The sequence below is a fragment of the Pseudomonas sp. StFLB209 genome, assembly GCF_000829415.1.
In the GTDB taxonomy this organism is placed as follows: Bacteria; Pseudomonadota; Gammaproteobacteria; order Pseudomonadales; family Pseudomonadaceae; genus Aquipseudomonas.
In genome coordinates this window covers 1,118,631-1,140,431 of record NZ_AP014637.1, presented here as the reverse complement: position 1 = coordinate 1,140,431, position 21,801 = coordinate 1,118,631, and the positions used below count along the sequence as shown (strand labels likewise).

Here is a 21,801-nt window from a genome sequence, read left to right as displayed (position 1 = left end):
ATCCGTCGGGTGAAGCAGCTGCAAGCTCGTAGGAGCGGATTCATCCGCGAACATTGACCAGGCGACACCTCTGCTGTGCCTGGCCTGACCCCATCGCGGCTGAAGCCGCCTGCCGCCGCTTCAATCCAGCATGAACAGTGCGTCATTGCTGAACTGGGCCTCGAACTGCCCGGCCGGCATCGGGCGGCCGAACAGGTAGCCTTGTACCTCGTCGCAGCCATGCTCGCGCAAGAAGTCCAGTTGCTCGTGGGTTTCCACGCCTTCGGCGATCACCGACAGGTTCAGGCTGTGCGCCATGGCGATGATCGCCCGGGCAATCTGTGCATCCTGCTCGCCCGAGGGCAAACCATCGACGAAGGAGCGATCGATCTTGAGCACATCGATCGGGAACTGCTTGAGGTAGTTGAGCGATGAGTAGCCGGTGCCAAAGTCGTCAACCGCGATGCTCAAACCGAGATTCTTGAGGCCGGCCAGGGTCTGCATGGCTTCGCCGACTTCACGCATCAGGATACTTTCGGTCAGTTCCAGCTCCAGGCAGGCCGGGGGCAGCCCGGTGTCCCTGAGGGTGGCAGCGATGCGTTCGCCCAGTTGCCCGTCGCCAAACTGACGGGCAGAAATATTGACCGACACCTTCGGCACCCGAACCCGTTCCTGGTGCCAGGTCTTGAGCTGGCGGCAGGCCTCGGCCAGTACCCAGTCGCCAACTTCCATGACCAGGCCAAGCTCTTCGAGCACTGGAATGAAGTCGTTCGGTGGCACCAGCCCGCGTCGTGGATGGCGCCAGCGCAGCAGTGCCTCGGCGCCGGTCAGGCGCTTGCCGTCGCCGCTGAACTGCGGTTGGTAGTAAAGCACGAACTCTTCCTGTTCCAGCGCGTGGCGCAGATCGCTTTCCAGCTCCAGGCGTTCCAGCGCGGTTGCGTTCATGTCGGCCTGGTAAAACTGGAAGTTGTTCTTGCCGCGCTCTTTGGCGTGATACATCGCCGTGTCGGCGTTCTTCATCAACTGGCTCAGTTCATGGCCATCCTGGGGACTCAGGGCAATGCCGATACTGGCAGTGACGAAGAACTCGCGGCCCTCCAGAACAAACGGCGTGACCAGGCTGTTGAGAATCTGTTCGGCCACATGAATGGCGCGGTTCAGGGCAACCTCACGGGTAGCGCCGGAGTGCAGCAGCAGGGTGAATTCGTCGCCGCCCATGCGTGCCACGGTATCGTCATCAGTCACGCAGGCCAGCAGCCGACTGGCCATTTCCTTGAGCATGCGGTCGCCGGCGGCATGGCCGAGCGAGTCGTTGATCGGTTTGAAACGGTCGAGGTCGAGGAACATCAGCACCACCCAGGCGCTCTGGCGCTCGGCCTGCTGCAATGCCGAATGGAGGCGGTCCTGGAACAGGGTGCGGTTGGGCAGGTGGGTCAGGGCGTCGTAGTAGGCCAGGCGATGAATGCGCTGCTCGCTGGCCTTGCGCTCGCTGATGTCGCTGAAGAAGCACACATAGCTGGCCAGGTCGCCTTCATCATCAAGGACTGCGGTGATCCCGACCCAGGCCGGGTATTGCTCGCCGTTGCGGCGCTTGAGCTGAACCTCGCCTTCCCAGTTGCCGCGCTGGTTAAGGTGCCGGAGCACCTGGTGCAGGTGCGCCTCTTCGTGCTCTACGGTCAGCAGGGTCGGCAACTGGTCCAGGATCTGGTGGACCTCGTAGCCACTGACCCGGGTGAAAGCATCATTGGCCTGCACGATGTAACCGGCCGGGTCGGTGATCAGGATCGCGGAAGTCGAGTGCTCGAAAACCGTAGCCGCCATGCGCAGGTCTTTTTCAGCCCGGCGTTGCTGGCTGACGTCGCGGGCGACGCCCAGGATGCCCTCGAAACTGCCATGCTCGTCCCAGACCAGTACCAGGCGCAGCTCAATAGGAATCTTGCGGCCATCGGCGCGCAGGCAATCGAAGACGAACTGACGGGTCGGCACTTCGTTGCGCAGCCGCTCCAGGTCGTGCGGCTTGTTCAACATTTTGCGGATACGAACGATCAGGCTGTAGATGCCGGTCAGTTGCTGCGGGTTAGCCAGCGCCGCGCTCCAGCCATTGCGGACAATCCAGTCGGCGCTGTAGCCCAGTACCGTTTCGACTGACGGGCTGACGTAGTTGAGTTCCAGACCCCGATCAGTGGAGAAGATAACGTCGCTGATGCTTTCGGCAAGCATCCGGTAGCGCTGTTCGCTGTCGCGCAGCGACTGGCTGGCGGTCACCTGGTGGGTGATGTCTTTGGCAATACCGATGATCCGCGTGACCTGGTCATCCTTGTCCCAGGCCATCGCCTGTTCGCGGATATCGAAATGGCGCCAGCTCTGTTGGCAGTCGCGAAAGCGCAGTACGCATTGCAGCAGTTCGTTGTGCCCATGATGGCGTTGGCGCAGGCGCATGTCCCGGTAGTTGCTGGCATCGTCGGGGTGCAGCAGCAACTCCCAGAAAAACTCACCCATGCTTTGCAGTTCAGTCTTGCTGTAACCCAGCGTCTGCCCCAGATGGTGGTTGCTGTAGATCATCCGCTGGCTGGGCACGTCTTGCACGTACAGGTGATCGGGCACGGTCCGAACCACGTCGGACCAGAAGCTTTCGCGGTCCAGCAACGACAGTTCCATCTGCTTGCGGCTAGTGATGTCGCCAATGCTGAGAATCACCGAGTCGTAGTCGCTCTGCTCTTCGGGCAGGCGCATGACCAGCCAGAGATGCTGGTCTTCACCAGCGTCACGGGTCAGGCGAATTTCCAGCTCCAGACTCGGCTCATTGGCAAGGACCGCGCGGATGATCCGTGTTCCTGGGCCTGCGGGGTTTCTCGGGTTTGCGTCGATCAGCGAGTCCCAGGCCTGCTGACTGTTCTCGATACCCAGCAGGTCCAGCGCGAACTGATTGACTTCTGTGATGTGCAATTGCTGGAGCAGCCGTTTGAACTGGCTGGGCTGGTGTTTGATCAGCCTGTCCAGATCCTCGGCATTGCGCACTTGCAAGCTGTCGAGCAAGGTAAACAGCGCGGACATGTCGAGCACGCAGATGGCAACGCCTGCCCCCTCGAAAATACCCTGATAACGGCGGCGGCTTTCAACCAGTTGGGTCTGGCGGCGACGCAAGCCAAACAGGGTAATCAAGGGCAGGATGGCAAACATCATGGCCAGCACGCACTTGAAAATCAGTGGCAACACTAGCGCCTCGCGCTCTTGCCGGGCATCGAACAAACCATGCAGTTGCCAGTCGCTGTTGCTGATCGGTTGCAGCAGCACCGTTTGCAGGTTGCCATTACTGCGATGCCCGTCACGGGCGATAATCTGCGACTGGTCACGATTTTCCAGGCGCCACAGGTGCATGAAGTCGTGGGACGGTTGCTGGGTCAGCGGCTTGAGTGCCTCCCGGCCCAGACGCAATGCCCAGTAGTCACCGGTAATGCCGCCCGCCTGACGGACCAACAGGTAAACCAGCCGGCCGTCGCTGGCGTTGGTGTAGTAGTACGGCTTGCCTTGGGCTTTGCGCAGTTGCTCTTTGAGAAAGGCTGCGTCACCGGCGCCCATTGCACTGTCTTTGATGATATCGCCGGCTGGGCTGAGCCAGGCCACGCTTTGCAGGGCCGGCAGCGCCTGGCGCAGGTTGTCCAGGGTCGAGGGCTGCTCCAGCGACTGACCGACGCTGACCGCCTCATCCAGCAGGCTCACGCTGACCTGGGCGCTGAGTGTCAGGTTCAGGCTCAGGCGGTCTGCCAGCTGCATGCTGTAGTCCAGGCTGCGCTGGCGCTGACGCTCTTGAGTCTGTTGAAACTGCTCGAAGGATTGCCACAGCAACAGGGCGAGCATCACCAACACCAGAGCGGCCAACGCGCCTTTCAGTGAACCACGCACAGGCAGTTGACTGGAATTCTTGACGCTACGCGATGATGTAGAAGCCGTTGGTGTGGGCAAGTCGATGTTCCTGACTACTGGACTGAAGCAGCGAATGCAGCCTGCACTATAAGCCGGGCGCCCAAATGGCGGCTAGCATGCCTTTAGTTGTGGCTAAGTGCCAGCGTTTATTGGTGGTCACGCCTGTTTGTCGGCCCGTTCGGTTGGTTGTATTTGCCGTATTTCACTTCGCATTTGATCAATTCAAGGCGCGTAACTGTTACTCGGCAAGGACCGGCAAAGAATTAAGCCGGATCTGGCATTGTTCAAGGGGTTTTCTGCACCTTTTTTAGTCATATCGCCAGGGCGGTATCTGCCTGCGGCGTAACGGCGGATTTCGGGCTGTCGCCGGGCAGCCCCCCTGCCAGCGTCCGCCGACTTGGGTTAAGCTTGCCGACCCTGAGCGCAGTTGAGTGGCGCTTGTTTGTCGTACGCAATGCAGCCTGCCCGGTGTTCCGACCGCGTCGCGCGGCCCGCGCAATTTTGCTGCTCTGAATCTGAATAATTGCTTCTTTATGGCTTTGCTTGCCAGGCAAGGCTTTCAATCACGTTTTCGAGCGAGGTCCAGGTTTTGGCTCAATACGTCTACACCATGCATCGGCTGAGCAAAGTAGTGCCGCCGAAGCGGGAAATTCTCAAAAACATCTCCCTGTCGTTCTTCCCGGGCGCCAAGATCGGCGTGCTGGGCCTCAACGGCTCGGGTAAATCCACCCTGCTGAAAATCATGGCTGGCGTCGACACCGAGTTCGACGGTGAAGCCCGTCCGATGCCTGAGCTGAATGTCGGCTATCTGCCGCAGGAGCCGCAACTGGACCCGGAAAAGACCGTCCGTGAAGTGGTTGAAGAAGCGGTCAGCGTGATCAAGGACGCCCAGGTGCGCCTCGACGAAGTCTATGCCGCCTATGCCGAGCCGGACGCTGACTTTGACAAGCTGGCCGCCGAACAGGCCAAGCTCGAAGCCATTTTGCAGGCTGCCGATGGTCACAACCTGGAGCGTCAGCTGGAAGTCGCCGCCGATGCGCTGCGCCTGCCGGCCTGGGACGCCAAGGTGGCGGTGTTGTCCGGTGGTGAAAAACGCCGCGTCGCCCTGTGCCGCCTGCTGCTGTCCGCCCCGGACATGCTGCTGCTTGACGAGCCGACCAACCACCTGGACGCCGACTCGGTGGCCTGGCTGGAGCGCTTCCTGCACGACTTCCCGGGCACTGTGGTAGCCATTACCCACGACCGTTACTTCCTGGATAACGTCGCTGGCTGGATCCTTGAACTCGACCGCGGCGCAGGCATCCCGTACGAAGGCAACTACTCGGGCTGGCTGGAAACCAAGTCGGCGCGTCTGGAGCAGGAGTCCAAGCAACAGAGCGCACACGAAAAAGCCATGAAGGAAGAGCTGGAGTGGGTGCGCAAAGGCGCCAAAGCCCGCCAGTCCAAATCCAAGGCCCGTCTGGCACGCTTCGAAGAAATGCAATCGCAGGAATTCCAGAAGCGCAGCGAGACCAACGAGATCTACATTCCGGCCGGTCCGCGGCTGGGCGACAACGTGATCGAGTTCAAGAATGTCACCAAGAGCTACGGTGATCGGGTGCTGATCGATAACCTGTCGTTCACCATGCCAAAAGGCGCGATCGTCGGCGTTATCGGTGGTAACGGCGCAGGTAAATCGACCCTGTTCCGCATGATCATGGGCAAGGAGCAGCCAGACTCGGGCAGCATCGCGATCGGCGAAACCGTGCAACTGGCGTGTGTCGACCAGGCGCGTGACGACCTCGATGGCGGCAAGACCGTGTTCCAGCAGATCTCCGACGGTTCCGACCAGATCCGCATCGGCAACTACGAGATTCCGTCGCGTACCTATGTGGGGCGCTTTAACTTCAAGGGTGGCGATCAGCAGAAGTTCGTCAAGGATCTGTCCGGTGGTGAGCGTGGCCGTTTGCACCTGGCCCTGACCCTGAAGGAGGGCGGTAACGTCCTGCTGCTCGACGAACCGTCCAACGACCTCGACGTCGAAACCCTGCGCTCCCTGGAAGAGGCCCTGCTGGACTTCCCGGGCGCAGCGATTGTGATTTCCCACGATCGGTGGTTCCTGGACCGCGTGGCAACTCACATCCTGGCTTACGAAGACGATTCGAACATTGTGTTCTTCGAAGGCAACTACACCGAGTACGAAGCCGATCGCAAGAAGCGCCTGGGCGATGCTGCCACCCAGCCGCATCGGGTCCGGCACAAGAAGCTGGCCCAATAAGCCGGCTGTAGCTGCACAGGAATGGGGCCTTTATGGCCCCATTTTTGTGCTCGGATTTCCGTCTTCACAGCGGTTATTTATATATTTGCACCAGAAAAATTCATAAAAACGACATTTCGCACTTTTTAAGTGCGTTTTGAGTTGGTAGAGTCCGGGAAAATTCCTACAAATAGCCACTCTGTCGAGACGTTCCAATGACCGAATCCGTCGATGTTTTCCTTGCTCGTCTGAAGCAACGCGATCCTGCCCAGCCCGAGTTTCATCAGGCAGTGGAAGAGGTGCTGCGAACCCTCTGGCCGTTTCTGGAAGCCAATCCGCATTACCTTGAGGCCGGCATCATCGAACGTATGGTCGAGCCGGAGCGTGCGGTGCTGTTTCGCGTGTCGTGGGTCGACGATCAGGGCAAGGTTCAGGTCAACCGCGGTTATCGCATCCAGATGAGCAGCGCCATCGGCCCTTATAAAGGCGGCCTGCGTTTCCACCCCTCGGTGGATCTGTCGGTACTCAAGTTCCTGGCCTTCGAACAGGTATTGAAGAACTCCCTGACCTCGCTCCCCATGGGCGGCGGCAAAGGCGGCTCGGACTTCGATCCAAAGGGCAAGAGCGACGCCGAAGTCATGCGCTTCTGCCAGGCATTCATGAGTGAGCTGTACCGCCACATCGGTGCTGACCTCGACGTGCCGGCCGGCGACATTGGCGTGGGCGCGCGCGAGATCGGCTTCATGTTCGGTCAGTACAAGCGTCTGGCCAACCAGTTCACGTCGGTGCTGACCGGTAAGGGCATGACCTACGGCGGCAGCCTGATTCGCCCAGAGGCCACCGGCTACGGTTGCGTGTATTTCGCCGAAGAAATGCTCAAGCGTGACGGCAAGGCCATCGACGGTCGCCGGGTGGCGATTTCCGGTTCTGGCAACGTGGCCCAGTACGCTGCACGCAAGGTCATGGACCTGGGCGGCAAGGTTATCTCGTTGTCCGACTCCGAAGGCACCCTGTACATCGAGGCGGGTCTGAACGATCAGCAGTGGGATGCGCTGATGGAGCTGAAAAACGTCAAGCGTGGGCGCATCAGTGAACTGGCCGAACGCTTTGGCCTGGAGTTCCGCAAAGGCCAGACGCCATGGAGCCTGGCCTGCGATATCGCCCTGCCGTGCGCCACCCAGAACGAACTGACCGGCGAAGACGCCCGGACCCTGCTGCGCAATGGCTGCATTTGCGTGGCTGAAGGCGCGAACATGCCAACCACCCTCGATGCCGTTGACCTGTTCATCGAAGCCAGGACGCTGTTCGCGCCGGGCAAAGCCTCCAACGCCGGCGGTGTCGCGGTCAGTGGTCTGGAAATGTCGCAGAACGCCATGCGCCTGTTGTGGAGCGCCGGTGAAGTGGACAGCAAGCTGCATGGCATCATGCAGTCGATCCACAATGCCTGTGTGCATTACGGCCAGCAAGCTGACGGCAGCGTGAACTACGTCAAAGGTGCCAACATCGCAGGCTTCGTCAAGGTCGCCGATGCCATGCTGGCGCAAGGCGTGGTCTGATTCAGCCTTTCATGGACTGATGCCAATACTGTTCGGTTAAGTGCTTTAGGTACTCCGGTAGGAGCGAGCTTGGTCTGGGCGGTAATCCGACGAAGAGGCCGGTACATTCACAGCAGATGCAGCGAGTTTGCTGGCCTCTTCGCGACTACAGACGCATGCAGAACTTATCCGGTGGGAGTCGGCTTGCCGACGAAGACGGCGGTACATTCACAGCAGATGTAGTGTTTTTACTGGCCTCTTCGCGACCAAGGTCGCTCCCACCGGGGGCATGCAGTACCTAAGTGGACAGTATGGGGCTAATGCCGATCAGTTAAGTGGCTCTGGCTCCTCCCACAGTGACCGCGTTGTCCATGACTGACCGGTATTGCTGTCACGGGCCTGCGTCAGCCTCGATCTCCAGTATTTCGATCAGTTGATCCCCGGCCGGGCGCTTGCACAGCACTTCATCACCGGGTTGCGCACCGAGCAGGGCACGGCCCAGTGGTGAGCCCCAGTTGATCAGGCCATGAGCGGCATCGGCCTGGTCCTCGCCGACCAGTTGCACGCGCTGGCGATGGTCGTGTTCATCGGCATAGGTCACCCAACTGCCGATCTGCACCTTTTCTGTGGATAACGCCGGGGTTACCACCAGGGCGCTCTGCTGGCGCTGGGTGTAGTAGCGCAGGTCGCGCTCGATATTCACCAGCCGCTGTTTGTCAGCCTTCTCGCCCAGTTCGGTCTGCTCGCGGTGCTGCCCCTGCAGCGCACGAACCTGGTTTTGCAACTGCACCAGCCCATGGGCGGTGACGTAATTGGGGCTCTCGCTGACCAGCCGCTCTACCGGCTGGCTGGTCTGTTCGGCATTGCTGTCTTCGTTGACGAACGCACGACTCATGATTTTCCTCCCGTAGATGCAAGGTTAGGGGCTGTTGACGTTTCATCACAACCGCGCCGCGGTCTGTTTTGTCGGCCTGCATAGGCTTCACTCTGTCGCAATGCGTGCGCTAAAAAAGCCACGGCCCTGCGGGGCGCGCTGAAACGTCAACAGCCCCTTCGGCATGACCGGGCGAAACAGGTTTGCATGACTACGGGCGCAGCGCTCGGGAATCCCGGACAAGACTCAGCATGCGCTGCGAGTGAGTGTTGTGGATGTCCGTTTGCGACCCCCAGGCGGTGCTTCTCGTCTCAGTCGGGACGATAAGCCCTGGCCTTGTCGCGGGTCTTCTGCTGTTCCCAGGCACGGTCCCGGTCACTGCTCCAGCCGTTACTTTCCCGGTCGCGGCTTTCCTGCATCGCCTGGCACTGACGCAAACCATCGTCCCAGCCTTGGGCATACAGCTTTTCTTTGAGGTAGCGAGGCACGTTTTTGCGGTATTGCCCGCCAATCGAGCCTGCCGCCTGTCGTCCACTGCCGCAACCATCCTGAAAACCATCGGCGAATGCCGGTGGATAACCCTCGGCCAACAATTGCTCGTGGGTCGACTGGCATCCTGCAAGCACTACGATCAGGCCCAACAACGCCATACGCATGTTCATGATCGAATTCCTCGGTTACTGAGGAAAGTCTAGTCAATGCCAGGTACGCAGCCGGTCAACAGTTCGTCGAAAAAGTGTTCAGTAGTGATACCAGCGTAATTGCAGCATCACCTCGTTCTGCGCATCGCCCAGATGGGTGAAGTCGCGCTGGGCGGTCAGGCGCAGGCCCAGATTGCGCGACACCTCCCACTGTTGGTTCAGGCTGATGCTGCGCCGCACTTCGCCATTGGTGAAATAGTCGCCCTTGGCCTCCACACTCAGGTTGCCCAGCGGGTTTCGCCACAGCACTCCGGTATTGAAGCCGGCGGCGGGCGCGACAAAGGCGCTGAAGTCATTGTTATGCTCCAGCCGTGCGGTACCCAAGGCGAAGCCCAGCAGGTTGTCGCTCAGTTGCCAGGTCGCGCCGCCGCCGCCGTTGACGTGGCTGACCAGCGTCTGTTCGCCATGCTTGCCCGGCACGCGCTCCAGACCGCCGGAGACCTGCCATGACCAGGGTTTGAGCAATTCATTGCGCGGCGTCAGCGAGCGAATGGTCGCCAGGTCCAGGCGCTGCAGTTTCCAGTCGTTGCCCTCGTACTGGCGCAGTTTGAGCTGCAGGATTTCGATTTGCGCACCCAGCGGGAAGCCGTAGGCGTTATCGTTGAGGTCGTGATAGGCCATGCGCAGCCCGTACTCGGCAAACGCCTTGTCAGCATGACTGCCCACGCCCAATTGCCAGGTGCGTGACTGATGACCTTCTTCGGGCAGGCCCGGCTGGTCGATCTGCAGCATCGGTGGCGGATTCTGGTTGATCGCGCGCAGCAGCTCGAAGCTGCGTTGGGCGCTGTTACGGTCACGTTCCTGACCGTTGGCACGGTAGCGCTCCAGACGGTAAGCAGCGTCCTGAATCAAGGCTCGCCGCTCGGCTGGCAGGGCCAGGTAATCGGCACTTTGCAGTTGCGCCGGGTCGGCGCTGACGGCCAGCACCCACTGCTGCTCAGTGTGGTCCAGTGGCTCGGCGCGGCTGAGCAATTCGCGCTCACGCGACGGGCGGTAGTCGATCTTGTCCACCAGCCCGGCGGCCTTGACCGCCTTGACGGTGTCGGTGGGGATCGCCGTCAGTTCGAACTGATCGGTCAGTTGCAGGCCGGGCCGGGCGATTTGCAGCAATTCCAGCAAGCGATAGGAGCAGTTTTCGTCAAAAAAGTAGTAGCTGAAGCGAATTTGCTTCAACTCCCAGACATGCTCGACCATACGCTCGGTTTCTTCCTTGCTCAGGTTCAGCCGGTATTCCCACAGGTCGCGGTTTTCCAGGCTGCGGTATTCGGCGAGCTTTTCCTGATAGGGCACCAGCGCGAACAGGCCCGGATAGCCGCCTGCCAGGCCTTTCCAGGCGTACAGGATGCTGTTGTCCGAGCCCTCGATGTATGCACCGAAGTTGATTGCATAGCTGAGCAGGGTGGTGTTGTTGGATCGTGCACTGGCCGGGTCGATACGCAGCAGGGTATGGCCGAACATCGATGACGGGCTGTTCAGGTAGGCCGCCGGGAACACCAGCGTGGTGCTGTCGGGCGAGACATCCTTGAACCACTCGTTGAATTCCTTGCAGTCCACCACTGGCAGGTCGCGCAACTGCAACTGATTGCGCAGCCAGCGGGTGCGGGCCGGGTAAGTGCATTGCGCATGGGGCTGCTGATCGAGCTCGGGAGCCCGGATCGCCGCCAGGGTTGCACTCAGTTCGGCATATGGGTCATGCGCACCATTGGCGGCAAGAAAGAATTTCGGGTCGTCGACGTGGCTGCGCCAGCCACTCAGACGGGTTTTTTCATAGTGGCCCAGAGACAGCCAGAACGGGTCGCTGGCCAGTTGCTGCAAACGTTCGTTATTGACTTGTGGGGCCACTTGCGGGGCTGCGCACAGCGGGGCGCAGACAAACAGCGTCAGGCAGGCGAGACGTTTGAGCATGGGCGGGCAACTGTTCGAAAAGTGGGAAACCGCTCCCCGTGAGCCGGGGAGCGGTACGAGCATCAGGCCTGAGTCGCGTACTTGGCCAGGGTCGCGTCGTTTTTCAGCACATCGAGGGTGTTGGCGTGAACGTCCTCGGCGGTGACGTCAGCTTTGTTGAAGATCTTCGAGAAGTTGTCGTGAGTGACAGCCGCGAAACGCGCACGGTCTTGTGGCGCAACACCCAGAACCACCGCGTAGGTGGTCAGTGCTTCACCCTGACCCATGGCCATGTCCTTGCTCAGCTCGTCCATCATGCCGTTCATGGCAATCCAGGACTTGCCGCCGTAGGTCAGCGCGCCATTGGTGGAACAGCCGTTGGTACCGCTGGTCATGCCGAAGGTGGCGTTACCGGAGGTGCCGTTGGTGGTGGACGCCAGGAAGTGAGCAGGAGTGCCGCGCTGGCCTTCAAACAGCATGTTGCCCCAGCCGCAGTCCGGGCCGCCTGGCGCTTGGGCCATGGCGTTGAAAGATGCAGCGGCGAAGAGCGTTCCAAGAAGAATCCGTTTCATAGCTTTATTCTCTTTCTGGTCAACCTGAGTGGTCGGGTGCATGCGTCATTGCATTAGTGCAAAAAGGCCATACTGGCCAGTATGCGCAGGTTGGAGTCTAGGCGGCGTAGCGGGGTTCCGTGATTTATTACGGTTTATTGGGAGGTTTTGACATCCGTCAGCCTATTGAGGGTGGCAATGGGCAGCGGGTAGCGTGCAACTGTCTTGCAAGTGGTGTCCGGCGAGCGCCAGAATGCCCGCATCTGCCCCGCCTGATGTAAGGAACACTGATGCCCGATTCCGTTGCTGCCAGCCTGCGTCTGGCGCCACAAGCGCTGACCCGTCCATTCTCTGCTGAACAGTTCGCTTTCAAGACCACCAATGATCTGGAACCCTTTCGCGGCGTACTCGGCCAGGAACGTGCCGTAGAGGCCCTGCAGTTTGGCGTGGCGATGCCGCGACCCGGTTACAACGTGTATGTCATGGGCGAGCCTGGCACCGGCCGGTTTTCGTTCGTCAAACGCTACCTCAAGGCCGAAGCCAAGCGTTTGCAGACCCCCTCCGACTGGGTCTATGTCAATAACTTCGACGAACCCCGCGAGCCGCGTGCCGTGGAACTGGCGGCCGGCAGTGCGCAGGCGTTCATCGCCGACATCGCCGGGTTGATCGATAACCTGCTGGCAACCTTTCCGGCGGTGTTCGAGCACCCGACCTACCAGCAGAAAAAAAGCGCCATCGACCGCGCCTTCAACCAGCGCTATGACCGCGCTCTGGATGTGATCGAGCGTCTGGCGCTGGAAAAGAGCATTGCCTTGTACCGCGACAGCTCCAACATCGCCTTCACGCCCATGACCGACGGCAAGGCACTGGATGAAGCCGAGTTCTCCCAACTGCCGGAGGCTGAGCGCGAGCGTTTCCATGAGGACATCGCCGACCTGGAAGAGCGCCTGAACGAAGAGTTGTCGAGCCTGCCGCAATGGAAGCGCGAGTCCAACAATCAGCTGCGCCAGCTCAACGACGAAACCATCATTCTGGCCCTGCAGCCATTGCTGGCGCCGTTGTCGCAGAAGTATGCCGAGACAGCGGCGGTGTGCGCCTATCTGCAAGCGCTGCAGGTCAACCTGATCAAAACCCTGGTCGAGGAACTGGTTGACGATGCCAAGACCGACGCCCAGGCGCGCAAGATGCTTGAAGAGCAGTACAGCCCCAGTCTGGTGGTGGGTCATACCCATGATGGTGGTGCACCGGTGGTGTTCGAGTCGCACCCGACCTACGACAACCTGTTCGGCCGCATCGAGTACAGCACTGATCAGGGGGCGCTTTACACCAGCTACCGGCAGTTGCGCCCCGGCGCCTTGCACCGCGCCAACGGCGGTTTCCTGATTCTGGAGGCGGAAAAGCTGCTGGGCGAGCCGTTCGTCTGGGATGCGCTTAAACGTTCCCTGCAGACGCGCAAGCTGAAGATGGAGTCGCCACTGGGCGAATTGGGCCGTGTGGCGACCGTTACCCTTACCCCTCAGGTCATTCCCTGGAGCGTCAAGATCGTCATCATCGGTTCGCGCTCGCTGTACTACACCTTGCAGGACCTGGATCCGGACTTTCAGGAGATGTTCCGGGTGCTGGTGGACTTCGACGAAGAGATCCCGATGGTTGACGAGACCCTGGAGCAGTTCGCCCAGTTGCTCAAGACCCGCACCACAGAGGAGGGCATGGCGCCGTTGACCGCTGATGCGGTTGCCCGTCTGGCCACCTACAGCGCACGGCTGGCCGAGCATCAGGGGCGCTTGTCGGCGAAGATCGGCGACCTGTTCCAGTTGGTCAGCGAAGCCGACTTCATTCGCCACCTGGCCAATGAAGAGTTCACCGATGCCGGGCATATCGAACGGGCCCTCAAGGCCAAGGCCACCCGCACCGGGCGGGTCTCGGCGCGGATTCTCGACGACATGCTGGCCGGGGTCATCCTGATCGACACCGATGGCGCTGCGGTAGGCAAATGCAACGGCCTGACCGTGCTGGAAGTGGGCGACTCGGCGTTCGGGGTGCCGGCCCGGATCTCGGCCACGGTGTATCCCGGTGGCAGCGGTATCGTGGATATCGAGCGGGAGGTCAACCTTGGCCAGCCGATCCACTCCAAGGGGGTGATGATCCTCACCGGTTACCTGGGCAGCCGCTACGCCCAGGAATTCCCGCTGGCGATTTCGGCCAGCATCGCCCTGGAGCAGTCTTACGGTTATGTCGATGGTGACAGCGCCTCATTGGGCGAGGTCTGCACCCTGATCTCGGCGTTGTCGCGCACCCCGCTCAAGCAGTGCTTCGCGATTACCGGTTCGATCAACCAGTTTGGCGAAGTGCAGGCGGTCGGCGGGGTCAACGAGAAGATCGAAGGCTTCTTCCGGCTGTGCGAGGCACGCGGCCTGACCGGCGAGCAGGGCGCGATCATTCCGCGTTCCAACGTCGCGACCCTGATGCTTGATGAGCGGGTCTTGCAGGCTGTGAAGGCCGGGCAGTTCCACATCTACGCCGTCAGCCAGGCCGATGAGGCTCTGAGCCTGCTGGTCGGTGAGCCGGCCGGTGCGCCAGACGACAATGGCCAGTTCCCGGAGGGCAGTGTCAACGCCCGTGTGGTTCAGCGGCTGCGTGATATCGCCGAGATGCTCAGCGCTGAAGAGCTAAGTGAAGAACTCGAAAAGGAGCCTGCGCAACTGCAGCCTGAACTCAAGGCTTGACCCTATGGGCTGTGATGCCGGACGAAGTTCGCATTCTCCGGCATCCGTTCATCCATCCCTCGCTTACCGTGGGGTTTTTCTTCTATGCTGTTGGATCAATACAGTCGCCAAATGGATTGGCAGGCCGCTGCACCGTTGCAGCTGGCAATCAGCTTGAAGAGGAGGAACTCGCCATGGTGCGACGTCTCTGCCTGACCCGCCAGTGTCTGGGCCTGGTGACCCGGATCGAATGCGTGATCCGGCCACTGGGCGATAACGGCCTGTGGACCTTGCTGTTCGCGGCGGGCATGTCCGGTGAACAACCTTCGGCCATCAAGGCTCAAGGGCCTTTCCAGGGCGCGCGTGCTGCCGAGTCCGTGCTGCAGGCGATTGCCGACAGTCTGGCGTTGAACGGCTATCAGTGTTCTGACGATATCCCGATCTGGAGCCTGCATCTGCAGGGCGAACTGCGCCGGCTCAATACCGATCCGTCGCACTGCCAGCATTCCTCGTTGTTCTAGTGTGGCGCCGCCCTTGATGGGCCGGTGCAGCCGCCGGGCAGTGGCGTTTGCTGCGACATTTTGTCGCGAGCCAAGAGCCATCACTTCTCGCTGATATACTCGCGCGTCTTCTCCCACACCTTGCGAGTTTCAATGGAACGTTTTTTTGAAAATGCCATGTATGCGTCGCGCTGGCTGCTGGCACCGATCTATTTCGGCCTGTCGCTTGGCTTGCTGGCGTTGGGCCTGAAGTTCTTCCAGGAGATCTTCCACGTTCTGCCCAATGTCTTCTCCCTGGCTGAAGCCGATCTGATCCTGGTCCTGCTGTCGCTGATTGATATGGCACTGGTGGGTGGCCTGCTGGTCATGGTGATGATTTCCGGCTACGAAAACTTCGTTTCGCAACTGGATATCGATGAGCACAAGGAGAAGCTCAACTGGCTCGGCACCATGGACTCCTCTTCGCTGAAGATGAAAGTCGCGGCGTCCATCGTGGCCATTTCGTCCATTCACCTGCTGCGGGTGTTCATGGATGCCAGCAATATCGAGACCGAACACCTGAAATGGTACGTGATCATTCACATGACCTTCGTGATTTCGGCATTTGCCATGGGCTATCTGGACAAGCTCACCAAGCATTAATGACAGGGTTGCGCTGGCAGCGATAGGGGCTGGCGGCGCAATTATGCTAGGCTGCTCGCCCTTTTATCCGGGGTGTTCGAGTGGCCTGCCGGTCAGTCGGACGTTCCACATGCGGAGCAGCATCATGTCCGAAGTCAATCTGTCTACCGACGAAACCCGCGTCAGCTACGGCATTGGCCGCCAGTTGGGCGATCAACTGCGCGACAACCCGCCGCCAGGTGTGGATCTGCAAGCCATCATCACCGGCCTGACCGACGCCTTCAACAACCAGCCAAGCCGTGTGGGTCAGGAAGAGCTGTCCTCGGCGTTCAAGGCGATTCGTGAAGTCATGCAGGCTGAAGCGGCTGCCAAGGCCGAAAAAGCCGCCGCCGCTGGCGTCGCCTACCTGGCCGAGAACGCCAAGCGTGAAGGCGTGACCACTCTGGCGTCGGGCCTGCAATTCGAAGTGCTGACAGCGGGTGATGGCGCCAAGCCGACCCGTGAAGACCAGGTGCGTACGCACTACCACGGCACCCTGATCGACGGCACTGTATTCGACAGCTCCTACGATCGTGGTGAGCCGGCCGAATTCCCGGTGGGCGGCGTGATCGCTGGCTGGACCGAGGCCCTGCAACTGATGGGTACCGGCAGCAAATGGCGCCTGTACGTGCCGAGCGAACTGGCCTACGGCGCGCAAGGCGTGGGCAGCATCCCGCCGCACAGCGTGCTGGTGTTCGACGTCGAGCTGCTGGCTGTGCTGTAAGCCGTTGCCGAGTCTGCTGAACGCGCCGTTGCGGCTCGTTCAGCAGCCAGGCGTGTCAAGTTTAATCACGCCGTTCCAAACTCACCCATCGGGCGCAACGCTCGCGCATAGCAAAACAGAAACAGGTTTCGCACCAGCTCCTTGAGCACCACCGGCTCGCTGGAGTTGAGGACATTGACGTCCAGATCACCTTGTTCACGTAACTCTTCCAGAGCGTCCTGTTCCAGTACGGCGCAGACTTCACCTGTCTCGCGATGAAGAATCCGCAGGTAAGGGTGCGGGCGATCCAGCCATGCATCGATCAAATAAGTCATATTCCATCTCCTGTTCCGATGAGGTGAGAATAATTCCTATTACGATAATAGCAAGCCTCTATTGAGATTAATTCGCATTTTCTGTCGAGCGGTTGACGCCGGGCAATAAAAAGCCCGTCACAAGGACGGGCTCTTGGTGGTACGTGCTGACGGTCAGTGGGTACGCGCGACAGCGAACTCGCTGAGTTCAACCAGCGCATCGCGGTACTCGCTGGGCGGCAAGGCTTCCAGGCAGGCGATGGCGCGGGCTGCGTAGTCGCGCGCCAGTTGCGCGGTGTAGTCCAGGGCGCCTGCGCTTTCTACGGCATTACGGATGCTTTCGAGGTCTTCCAGGCCGCCTTTCTGAATGGCCTGGCGAACCAGGGCTGCCTGTTCGGCGGTGCCTTCACGCATGGTGTAGATCAGCGGCAGGGTCGGCTTGCCTTCAGCGAGGTCGTCGCCAACGTTCTTGCCCAGGGTTTCGGCGTCGCCACGGTAGTCGAGCAGGTCGTCCACCAGTTGGAATGCCACGCCCAGATGGTCGCCGAAGGTGCGCAGCGCTTCACTCTGTTCGGCACTGGCGCCGCACAGGGCTGCTGCACTGTGGGTCGATGCTTCGAACAGCATGGCGGTCTTGCCGCGGATCACTTCCATGTAGATTTCTTCAGTGGTGCTGGCGTCGCGTACTTTCGACAGCTGCAGCACTTCACCTTCGGCAATCACCCGAGTGGCTCTGGAGAGAATCTGCATGACCGGCATCGAACCCAGTTCGACCATCATTTCGAACGAGCGCGAATACAGGAAGTCACCGACCAGCACGCTCGGCGCGTTGCCCCACAGGGCATTGGCTGTCGAGCGGCCACGGCGCATGCCGGACATGTCGACCACATCGTCATGCAGCAGGGTGGCGGTGTGCAGAAATTCGATGGTGGCGGCCAGCAGGCGCAGGTCGTCGCCTTGATGGCCCAGGGCTTTGCCGCCCAGCAACACCAGCAACGGACGCAGCCGTTTGCCTCCGGCGGAGGTAATATAGTCGCCGATCTTCGAGACCAGCGGTACACGCGACGTCAGTTGCTTCTTGATGATCAGGTCAACGGCAGTAAAGTCGTCCGCCACCGCGCGGTAGAAGGCTTGGGGTTGCATCAGCGACAGGTGCTCCACATAGGTTGCGCCGCATGCTAGGTTGCGGGTACAGGTGTGTCAAGGTATGCAAGCCCGGCCCTTGCAAGCTAATCACCGCTTGCGTACAATCGCGCACCCTTACTTTCTTGGGCATTACCTGCCTTACGCAATTGCATCGAGGTCTCCAGCCTGATGCAGCCATGCCAGCCGACACTATTCCTATAAAGAGCTGGGTGAGCAGGATTTTCGGAGAGACACCATGTCTTACGCAGTTATTGTTACCGGCGGCAAGCAGTACAAAGTCGCCCCAGGTGAATACCTGAAAGTTGAAAAACTGGAAATCGCCACTGGCGAATCCGTTACTTTCGACCGCGTTCTGCTGGTCGGCAACGGTGACGACGTCACCATCGGTGCTCCAGTTGTTGCTGGCGCTACCGTTGTAGCCGAAGTGGTTTCGCAAGGTCGTCACGACAAGGTTCGTATCATCAAGTTCCGTCGTCGTAAGCACCACATGAAGCGCCAGGGCCACCGTCAGTGGTACACCGAGATCAAAATCACCGGTATTCAGGCGTAATCCAGCCTAATCCTCATTTGGAGAATTGACTCATGGCACACAAAAAAGCCGGCGGTAGTACCCGCAACGGTCGCGACTCAGAAAGTAAACGTCTTGGCGTTAAAATCTACGGCGGCCAGGCAATCATTCCGGGCAACATCATCGTTCGTCAGCGCGGCACCGAGTTCCACGCTGGCTACGGCGTTGGCATTGGCAAGGACCACACCCTGTTCGCGAAAGTGGAAGGCACTGTGAAGTTCGAAGTCAAAGGCGCCTTCGGTCGTCGTTACGTGAGCATCGTTCCGAAGGCTGAAGCCTCGGTAGCGTAATCACGCAGTTGCATGAAAAGCCCCGTCCTGCGACGGGGCTTTTTCGTTTTGGTGGTGGTGAGTCTCTTGCAAAACGGTTTTTGCAGGCGCTTGTGATACGGGCCTTTCGGCTCGCCGTTTTCTGATCGGTGTCGCAGTGCTATTTTTGCAAGAGGCTTATGAATTCATGTGGTTCGGCTCGTCCTTGTGGCGGGAGCAGGCGTTATGAAATTTGTTGATGAAGTATCGATTCGGGTAAAGGCCGGTGACGGCGGCAACGGTTGCATGAGCTTCCGGCGTGAAAAATTCATCGAGAACGGCGGTCCCAACGGCGGTGACGGTGGTGACGGTGGCTCGGTGTACATGGTCGCTGACGAAAACCTCAATACCCTGGTGGATTACCGCTACACGCGGCATTTCGATGCTCAGCGCGGTTCCAACGGTGGCAGCACGGACTGCACCGGTGCCAAGGGTGAAGACCTGTTCCTGCGCGTGCCGGTCGGCACCACGGTGATCGACGCCGGTACCCAGGAGGTCATCGGCGACCTGACCAAGGCCGGTCAGAAGCTGATGGTCGCTCAGGGCGGCTGGCACGGCCTGGGCAACACCCGTTTCAAGTCCAGCACCAACCGTGCGCCACGCCAGACCACTCCGGGCAAACCGGGCGACCAGCGTGACCTGAAGCTGGAGCTCAAGGTGCTGGCTGACGTCGGCCTGCTGGGCCTGCCGAATGCTGGCAAGAGCACCTTCATTCGCTCGGTATCGGCCGCCAAGCCAAAGGTGGCGGATTATCCGTTCACCACGCTGGTGCCGAACCTTGGGGTGGTCAGTGTCGACCGCTGGAAGAGCTTCGTCATCGCGGACATTCCGGGGCTGATCGAAGGTGCTTCGGACGGCGCGGGCCTGGGGATTCGTTTCCTCAAGCACTTGGCGCGTACCCGTCTGTTGCTGCACCTGGTGGACATGGCGCCGATGGATGAAACCAGCCCGGCCGACTCGGCCGAGGTGATCATTAATGAGCTGATCCGCTTCAGTCCGGCGCTGGCTGATCGCGACCGCTGGCTGGTGCTGAACAAGTGCGACCAGTTGCTCGAAGATGAGCAGGAGCAGCGCAAGCGCGAGATCGTCGAGCGGCTGGGCTGGACCGGCCCGGTTTATGTGATCTCGGCCATCGCCCGCGAAGGCACCGAGCGTCTGTCGCGCGACATCATGCGTTACCTCGAAGACCGTGCTGATCGCCTGGCCCATGACCCGGCTTATGCCGAAGAGCTGGCCGAGCTGGATCAGCGCATCGAAGACGAGGCGCGTGCCCAGTTGCAGGCGCTGGACGACAAGCGTGCCCTGCGCCGCAGTGGCGTGAAAAGCGTCGATGATGTCAGTGATGACGACGATTGGGGCGATGATCTGGATGACGAAGACGGCCCGGAAATCATTTATGTCCGTGACTGATGGCGGGTCGTAACTTGCAGTAAACTAACGCCGCTTTCGAGCGGCGTTTTCGTGCCCTGAAAGCCGAATTGAAAAACTCTCTGGCTAAGGTTGGATGATGATGCGCAGCAAAGTGACGGGTGCCCGGCGCTGGGTCGTGAAGATTGGCAGTGCTTTGCTGACTGCTGATGGCAAGGGCCTGGATCGCTCGGCAATGAGTGTCTGGGTTGAACAGATGGTGGCGCTGCATGAGGCGGGCGTCGAACTGGTGCTGGTGTCCTCCGGGGCGGTGGCGGCCGGGATGAGCCGTCTGGGCTGGACGACCCGACCGAGTGCCATGCATGAGCTGCAGGCGGCAGCGGCTATCGGCCAGATGGGGCTGGTGCAGGCCTGGGAGTCGAGCTTTGCCGAGCATGACCGGCACACTGCGCAGATTCTTCTGACCCACGACGACCTGTCGGACCGCAAGCGTTATCTCAACGCCCGCAGCACCTTGCGTGCGCTGGTCGAGCTGGGGGTGGTGCCGGTCATCAACGAGAACGACACGGTGGTCACCGATGAGATCCGCTTCGGTGACAACGACACCCTGGCGGCGTTGGTGGCAAACCTGGTCGAGGCCGATCTGCTGGTCATCCTGACGGATCGTGACGGCATGTTCGATGCCGACCCGCGTAACAACCCTGATGCCCAACTGATTCTTGAGGCGCGTGCCGATGATCCGGCGCTGGACGCCGTTGCCGGTGGCACAGGCGGTGCGCTGGGGCGTGGCGGTATGCAGACCAAACTGCGCGCTGCGCGTCTGGCGGCGCGTTCCGGTGCGCACACCGTGATCGTCGGTGGGCGCATTGAGCAGGTGTTGGCGCGGCTCAAGGCCGGCGAGCAACTCGGCACCCTGTTGTCGCCGGAGCGCGAAATGCTTGCGGCGCGCAAGCAGTGGCTGGCCGGGCATCTGCAGACCCGTGGCACGCTGGTGCTCGATGATGGCGCGGTCAGCGCGCTGGCCTCGGATAACAAGAGCTTGCTGCCGGTCGGCGTCAAGCTGGTCCAGGGCAGTTTCCGGCGCGGCGAGATGGTTGTCTGTGTGGCGCCGGATGGTCGTGAAGTGGCGCGTGGGCTGAGCAACTACAGCGCCGTCGAGGCGCAGAAGATCATCGGTCAATCGTCTGATGCCATCGTTCGGGTGTTGGGCTACATGGCTGAGCCTGAGTTGGTACATCGCGACAATCTGATTCTGGTGTGAGGTGGTTCATGCGCGTGTTCAGGCTGGGAATCGGATTGTTGCTGGCCTGGCCGCTGCTGGGCTGGTCCTTGCAGGCTGCTGCTGAAGAGATTGGTCAGGTGTCGACGGTTTTTAAACTGCTCGGCGCCAACGACCGGATCGTGGTCGAGGCATTCGACGATCCCAAGGTCGAGGGCGTGACCTGCTACTTGTCGCGGGCCAAGACCGGTGGGGTCAAAGGCAGTCTGGGGCTGGCAGAGGACCGCGCCGAGGCGTCGATTGCCTGTCGTCAGGTCGGGCCGATCCGCTTCGAGTTGCCGCTCAAGGATGGTGAAGAGGTGTTCAAGGAGCGTACCTCGCTGGTGTTCAAGACCATGCAGGTGGTGCGCTTTTTGGACGAGAAGCGCAATACGCTGGTGTATCTGGTCTACAGCGACCGCCTTATCGAAGGCAGCCCGCAAAATGCGGTGACTGCGATTCCGATCCTGCCGTGGCGTGAGGCTGAAAAGCCTTAGCAGGTTGTACCTGACCTGACCGGCAATCTCCGGACCCTGCAAAACCGTCATTATTTGGCAATGCCGTAGTAGTAAATTGCCGGTATTACA

At 60.3% G+C, this 21,801-nt stretch carries 18 protein-coding genes; 11 read left to right on the top strand and 7 right to left on the bottom strand.

The window, feature by feature from the left end; all coding sequences use genetic code 11:
• Window positions 1–120: 120 nt before the first annotated feature.
• Complete coding sequence (locus PSCI_RS05280) at window positions 121–3,942, bottom strand: EAL domain-containing protein (RefSeq protein ID WP_045483729.1); 3,822 nt, start codon at window positions 3,940–3,942, stop codon at window positions 121–123.
• 550 nt (window positions 3,943–4,492) lie between these two features.
• On the opposite strand from PSCI_RS05280, the gene ettA reads away from it, so the two are divergent.
• Window positions 4,493–6,160, top strand: a complete 1,668-nt coding sequence (ettA, locus tag PSCI_RS05275) for an energy-dependent translational throttle protein EttA (RefSeq protein WP_045483726.1) — start codon at window positions 4,493–4,495, stop codon at window positions 6,158–6,160.
• A gap of 194 nt (window positions 6,161–6,354) precedes the next feature.
• Window positions 6,355–7,695, top strand: coding sequence for an NADP-specific glutamate dehydrogenase (gene gdhA, locus PSCI_RS05270; protein ID WP_045483724.1), 1,341 nt, complete (start codon window positions 6,355–6,357; stop codon window positions 7,693–7,695).
• Between the two features lie 370 nt (window positions 7,696–8,065).
• Here gdhA and PSCI_RS05265 read toward each other — a convergent pair whose 3' ends face one another.
• The 4 genes from PSCI_RS05265 to PSCI_RS05250 all read right to left on the bottom strand — a co-directional run bounded on the left by PSCI_RS05265 (window position 8,066) and on the right by PSCI_RS05250 (window position 11,705).
• On the bottom strand, window positions 8,066–8,569 hold the full coding sequence (locus tag PSCI_RS05265) for a GreA/GreB family elongation factor (protein WP_045483721.1): 504 nt from the start codon (window positions 8,567–8,569) through the stop codon (window positions 8,066–8,068).
• A gap of 290 nt (window positions 8,570–8,859) precedes the next feature.
• The gene (locus PSCI_RS05260) at window positions 8,860–9,210 is read right to left on the bottom strand and encodes a hypothetical protein (protein WP_045483718.1); all 351 of its coding nucleotides are present in this window, start codon (window positions 9,208–9,210) and stop codon (window positions 8,860–8,862) included.
• Between the two features lie 78 nt (window positions 9,211–9,288).
• Complete coding sequence (locus tag PSCI_RS05255) at window positions 9,289–11,154, bottom strand: Lnb N-terminal periplasmic domain-containing protein (protein WP_045483715.1); 1,866 nt, start codon at window positions 11,152–11,154, stop codon at window positions 9,289–9,291.
• A 62-nt stretch (window positions 11,155–11,216) separates the two neighbouring features.
• Window positions 11,217–11,705: a DUF3015 domain-containing protein gene (locus PSCI_RS05250; RefSeq protein ID WP_045483712.1), complete on the bottom strand. Its 489-nt coding sequence runs from the start codon at window positions 11,703–11,705 to the stop codon at window positions 11,217–11,219.
• Between the two features lie 269 nt (window positions 11,706–11,974).
• On the opposite strand from PSCI_RS05250, the gene PSCI_RS05245 reads away from it, so the two are divergent.
• The 4 genes from PSCI_RS05245 to PSCI_RS05230 all read left to right on the top strand — a co-directional run bounded on the left by PSCI_RS05245 (window position 11,975) and on the right by PSCI_RS05230 (window position 16,273).
• Window positions 11,975–14,410, top strand: a complete 2,436-nt coding sequence (locus tag PSCI_RS05245; protein ID WP_045483709.1) for a Lon protease family protein — start codon at window positions 11,975–11,977, stop codon at window positions 14,408–14,410.
• 173 nt (window positions 14,411–14,583) lie between these two features.
• Complete coding sequence (locus PSCI_RS05240) at window positions 14,584–14,910, top strand: PA4575 family protein (RefSeq protein WP_045483706.1); 327 nt, start codon at window positions 14,584–14,586, stop codon at window positions 14,908–14,910.
• 132 nt (window positions 14,911–15,042) lie between these two features.
• A complete protein-coding gene (locus PSCI_RS05235) occupies window positions 15,043–15,531 on the top strand; it encodes a TIGR00645 family protein (protein WP_045483703.1) in 489 nt (162 codons plus the stop codon).
• A 124-nt stretch (window positions 15,532–15,655) separates the two neighbouring features.
• Window positions 15,656–16,273 carry an FKBP-type peptidyl-prolyl cis-trans isomerase gene (locus PSCI_RS05230; protein ID WP_045483700.1) on the top strand — a complete coding sequence of 206 codons (618 nt, stop codon included), beginning with the start codon at window positions 15,656–15,658 and terminating at the stop codon, window positions 16,271–16,273.
• A gap of 65 nt (window positions 16,274–16,338) precedes the next feature.
• On the opposite strand, the gene PSCI_RS05225 is transcribed toward PSCI_RS05230, so the two are convergent.
• Together PSCI_RS05225 and PSCI_RS05220 are read right to left on the bottom strand one after the other, a co-directional pair.
• Entirely contained in the window at window positions 16,339–16,587 is a 249-nt protein-coding gene (locus tag PSCI_RS05225; RefSeq protein WP_045483697.1) for a PA4570 family protein, read from the bottom strand.
• A gap of 153 nt (window positions 16,588–16,740) precedes the next feature.
• Window positions 16,741–17,709, bottom strand: a complete 969-nt coding sequence (locus PSCI_RS05220) for a polyprenyl synthetase family protein (protein ID WP_045493863.1) — start codon at window positions 17,707–17,709, stop codon at window positions 16,741–16,743.
• A 238-nt stretch (window positions 17,710–17,947) separates the two neighbouring features.
• Between PSCI_RS05220 and rplU the strand changes: the two genes are divergently transcribed.
• The 5 genes from rplU (at window position 17,948) to PSCI_RS05195 (ending at window position 21,711) form a co-directional block, all read left to right on the top strand.
• Window positions 17,948–18,262: a 50S ribosomal protein L21 gene (gene rplU, locus PSCI_RS05215; RefSeq protein ID WP_045483694.1), complete on the top strand. Its 315-nt coding sequence runs from the start codon at window positions 17,948–17,950 to the stop codon at window positions 18,260–18,262.
• A 32-nt stretch (window positions 18,263–18,294) separates the two neighbouring features.
• Window positions 18,295–18,570 carry a 50S ribosomal protein L27 gene (rpmA, locus tag PSCI_RS05210; protein ID WP_045483692.1) on the top strand — a complete coding sequence of 92 codons (276 nt, stop codon included), beginning with the start codon at window positions 18,295–18,297 and terminating at the stop codon, window positions 18,568–18,570.
• A 204-nt stretch (window positions 18,571–18,774) separates the two neighbouring features.
• Complete coding sequence (cgtA, locus tag PSCI_RS05205; RefSeq protein WP_045483690.1) at window positions 18,775–19,998, top strand: Obg family GTPase CgtA; 1,224 nt, start codon at window positions 18,775–18,777, stop codon at window positions 19,996–19,998.
• A gap of 100 nt (window positions 19,999–20,098) precedes the next feature.
• Window positions 20,099–21,217, top strand: a complete 1,119-nt coding sequence (gene proB, locus PSCI_RS05200; RefSeq protein ID WP_045493860.1) for a glutamate 5-kinase — start codon at window positions 20,099–20,101, stop codon at window positions 21,215–21,217.
• 8 nt (window positions 21,218–21,225) lie between these two features.
• Entirely contained in the window at window positions 21,226–21,711 is a 486-nt protein-coding gene (locus tag PSCI_RS05195) for a CreA family protein (RefSeq protein ID WP_045483688.1), read from the top strand.
• Window positions 21,712–21,801 lie beyond the last annotated feature (90 nt).

Excerpts from the sequence above, each read along its gene's own strand:
- gdhA (WP_045483724.1), top strand. The coding sequence starts at position 6,355 with ATGACCGAATCCGTCGATGTTTTCCTTGCTCGTCTGAAGCAACGCGAT.
- PSCI_RS05265 (WP_045483721.1), bottom strand. The coding sequence starts at position 8,569 with ATGAGTCGTGCGTTCGTCAACGAAGACAGCAATGCCGAACAGACCAGC.
- PSCI_RS05260 (WP_045483718.1), bottom strand. The coding sequence starts at position 9,210 with ATGAACATGCGTATGGCGTTGTTGGGCCTGATCGTAGTGCTTGCAGGA.
- PSCI_RS05255 (WP_045483715.1), bottom strand. The coding sequence starts at position 11,154 with ATGCTCAAACGTCTCGCCTGCCTGACGCTGTTTGTCTGCGCCCCGCTG.
- PSCI_RS05250 (WP_045483712.1), bottom strand. The coding sequence starts at position 11,705 with ATGAAACGGATTCTTCTTGGAACGCTCTTCGCCGCTGCATCTTTCAAC.
- PSCI_RS05245 (WP_045483709.1), top strand. The coding sequence starts at position 11,975 with ATGCCCGATTCCGTTGCTGCCAGCCTGCGTCTGGCGCCACAAGCGCTG.
- PSCI_RS05240 (WP_045483706.1), top strand. The coding sequence starts at position 14,584 with ATGGTGCGACGTCTCTGCCTGACCCGCCAGTGTCTGGGCCTGGTGACC.
- PSCI_RS05235 (WP_045483703.1), top strand. The coding sequence starts at position 15,043 with ATGGAACGTTTTTTTGAAAATGCCATGTATGCGTCGCGCTGGCTGCTG.
- PSCI_RS05230 (WP_045483700.1), top strand. The coding sequence starts at position 15,656 with ATGTCCGAAGTCAATCTGTCTACCGACGAAACCCGCGTCAGCTACGGC.
- PSCI_RS05225 (WP_045483697.1), bottom strand. The coding sequence starts at position 16,587 with ATGACTTATTTGATCGATGCATGGCTGGATCGCCCGCACCCTTACCTG.
- PSCI_RS05220 (WP_045493863.1), bottom strand. The coding sequence starts at position 17,709 with ATGCAACCCCAAGCCTTCTACCGCGCGGTGGCGGACGACTTTACTGCC.
- rplU (WP_045483694.1), top strand. The coding sequence starts at position 17,948 with ATGTCTTACGCAGTTATTGTTACCGGCGGCAAGCAGTACAAAGTCGCC.
- rpmA (WP_045483692.1), top strand. The coding sequence starts at position 18,295 with ATGGCACACAAAAAAGCCGGCGGTAGTACCCGCAACGGTCGCGACTCA.
- cgtA (WP_045483690.1), top strand. The coding sequence starts at position 18,775 with ATGAAATTTGTTGATGAAGTATCGATTCGGGTAAAGGCCGGTGACGGC.
- proB (WP_045493860.1), top strand. The coding sequence starts at position 20,099 with ATGCGCAGCAAAGTGACGGGTGCCCGGCGCTGGGTCGTGAAGATTGGC.
- PSCI_RS05195 (WP_045483688.1), top strand. The coding sequence starts at position 21,226 with ATGCGCGTGTTCAGGCTGGGAATCGGATTGTTGCTGGCCTGGCCGCTG.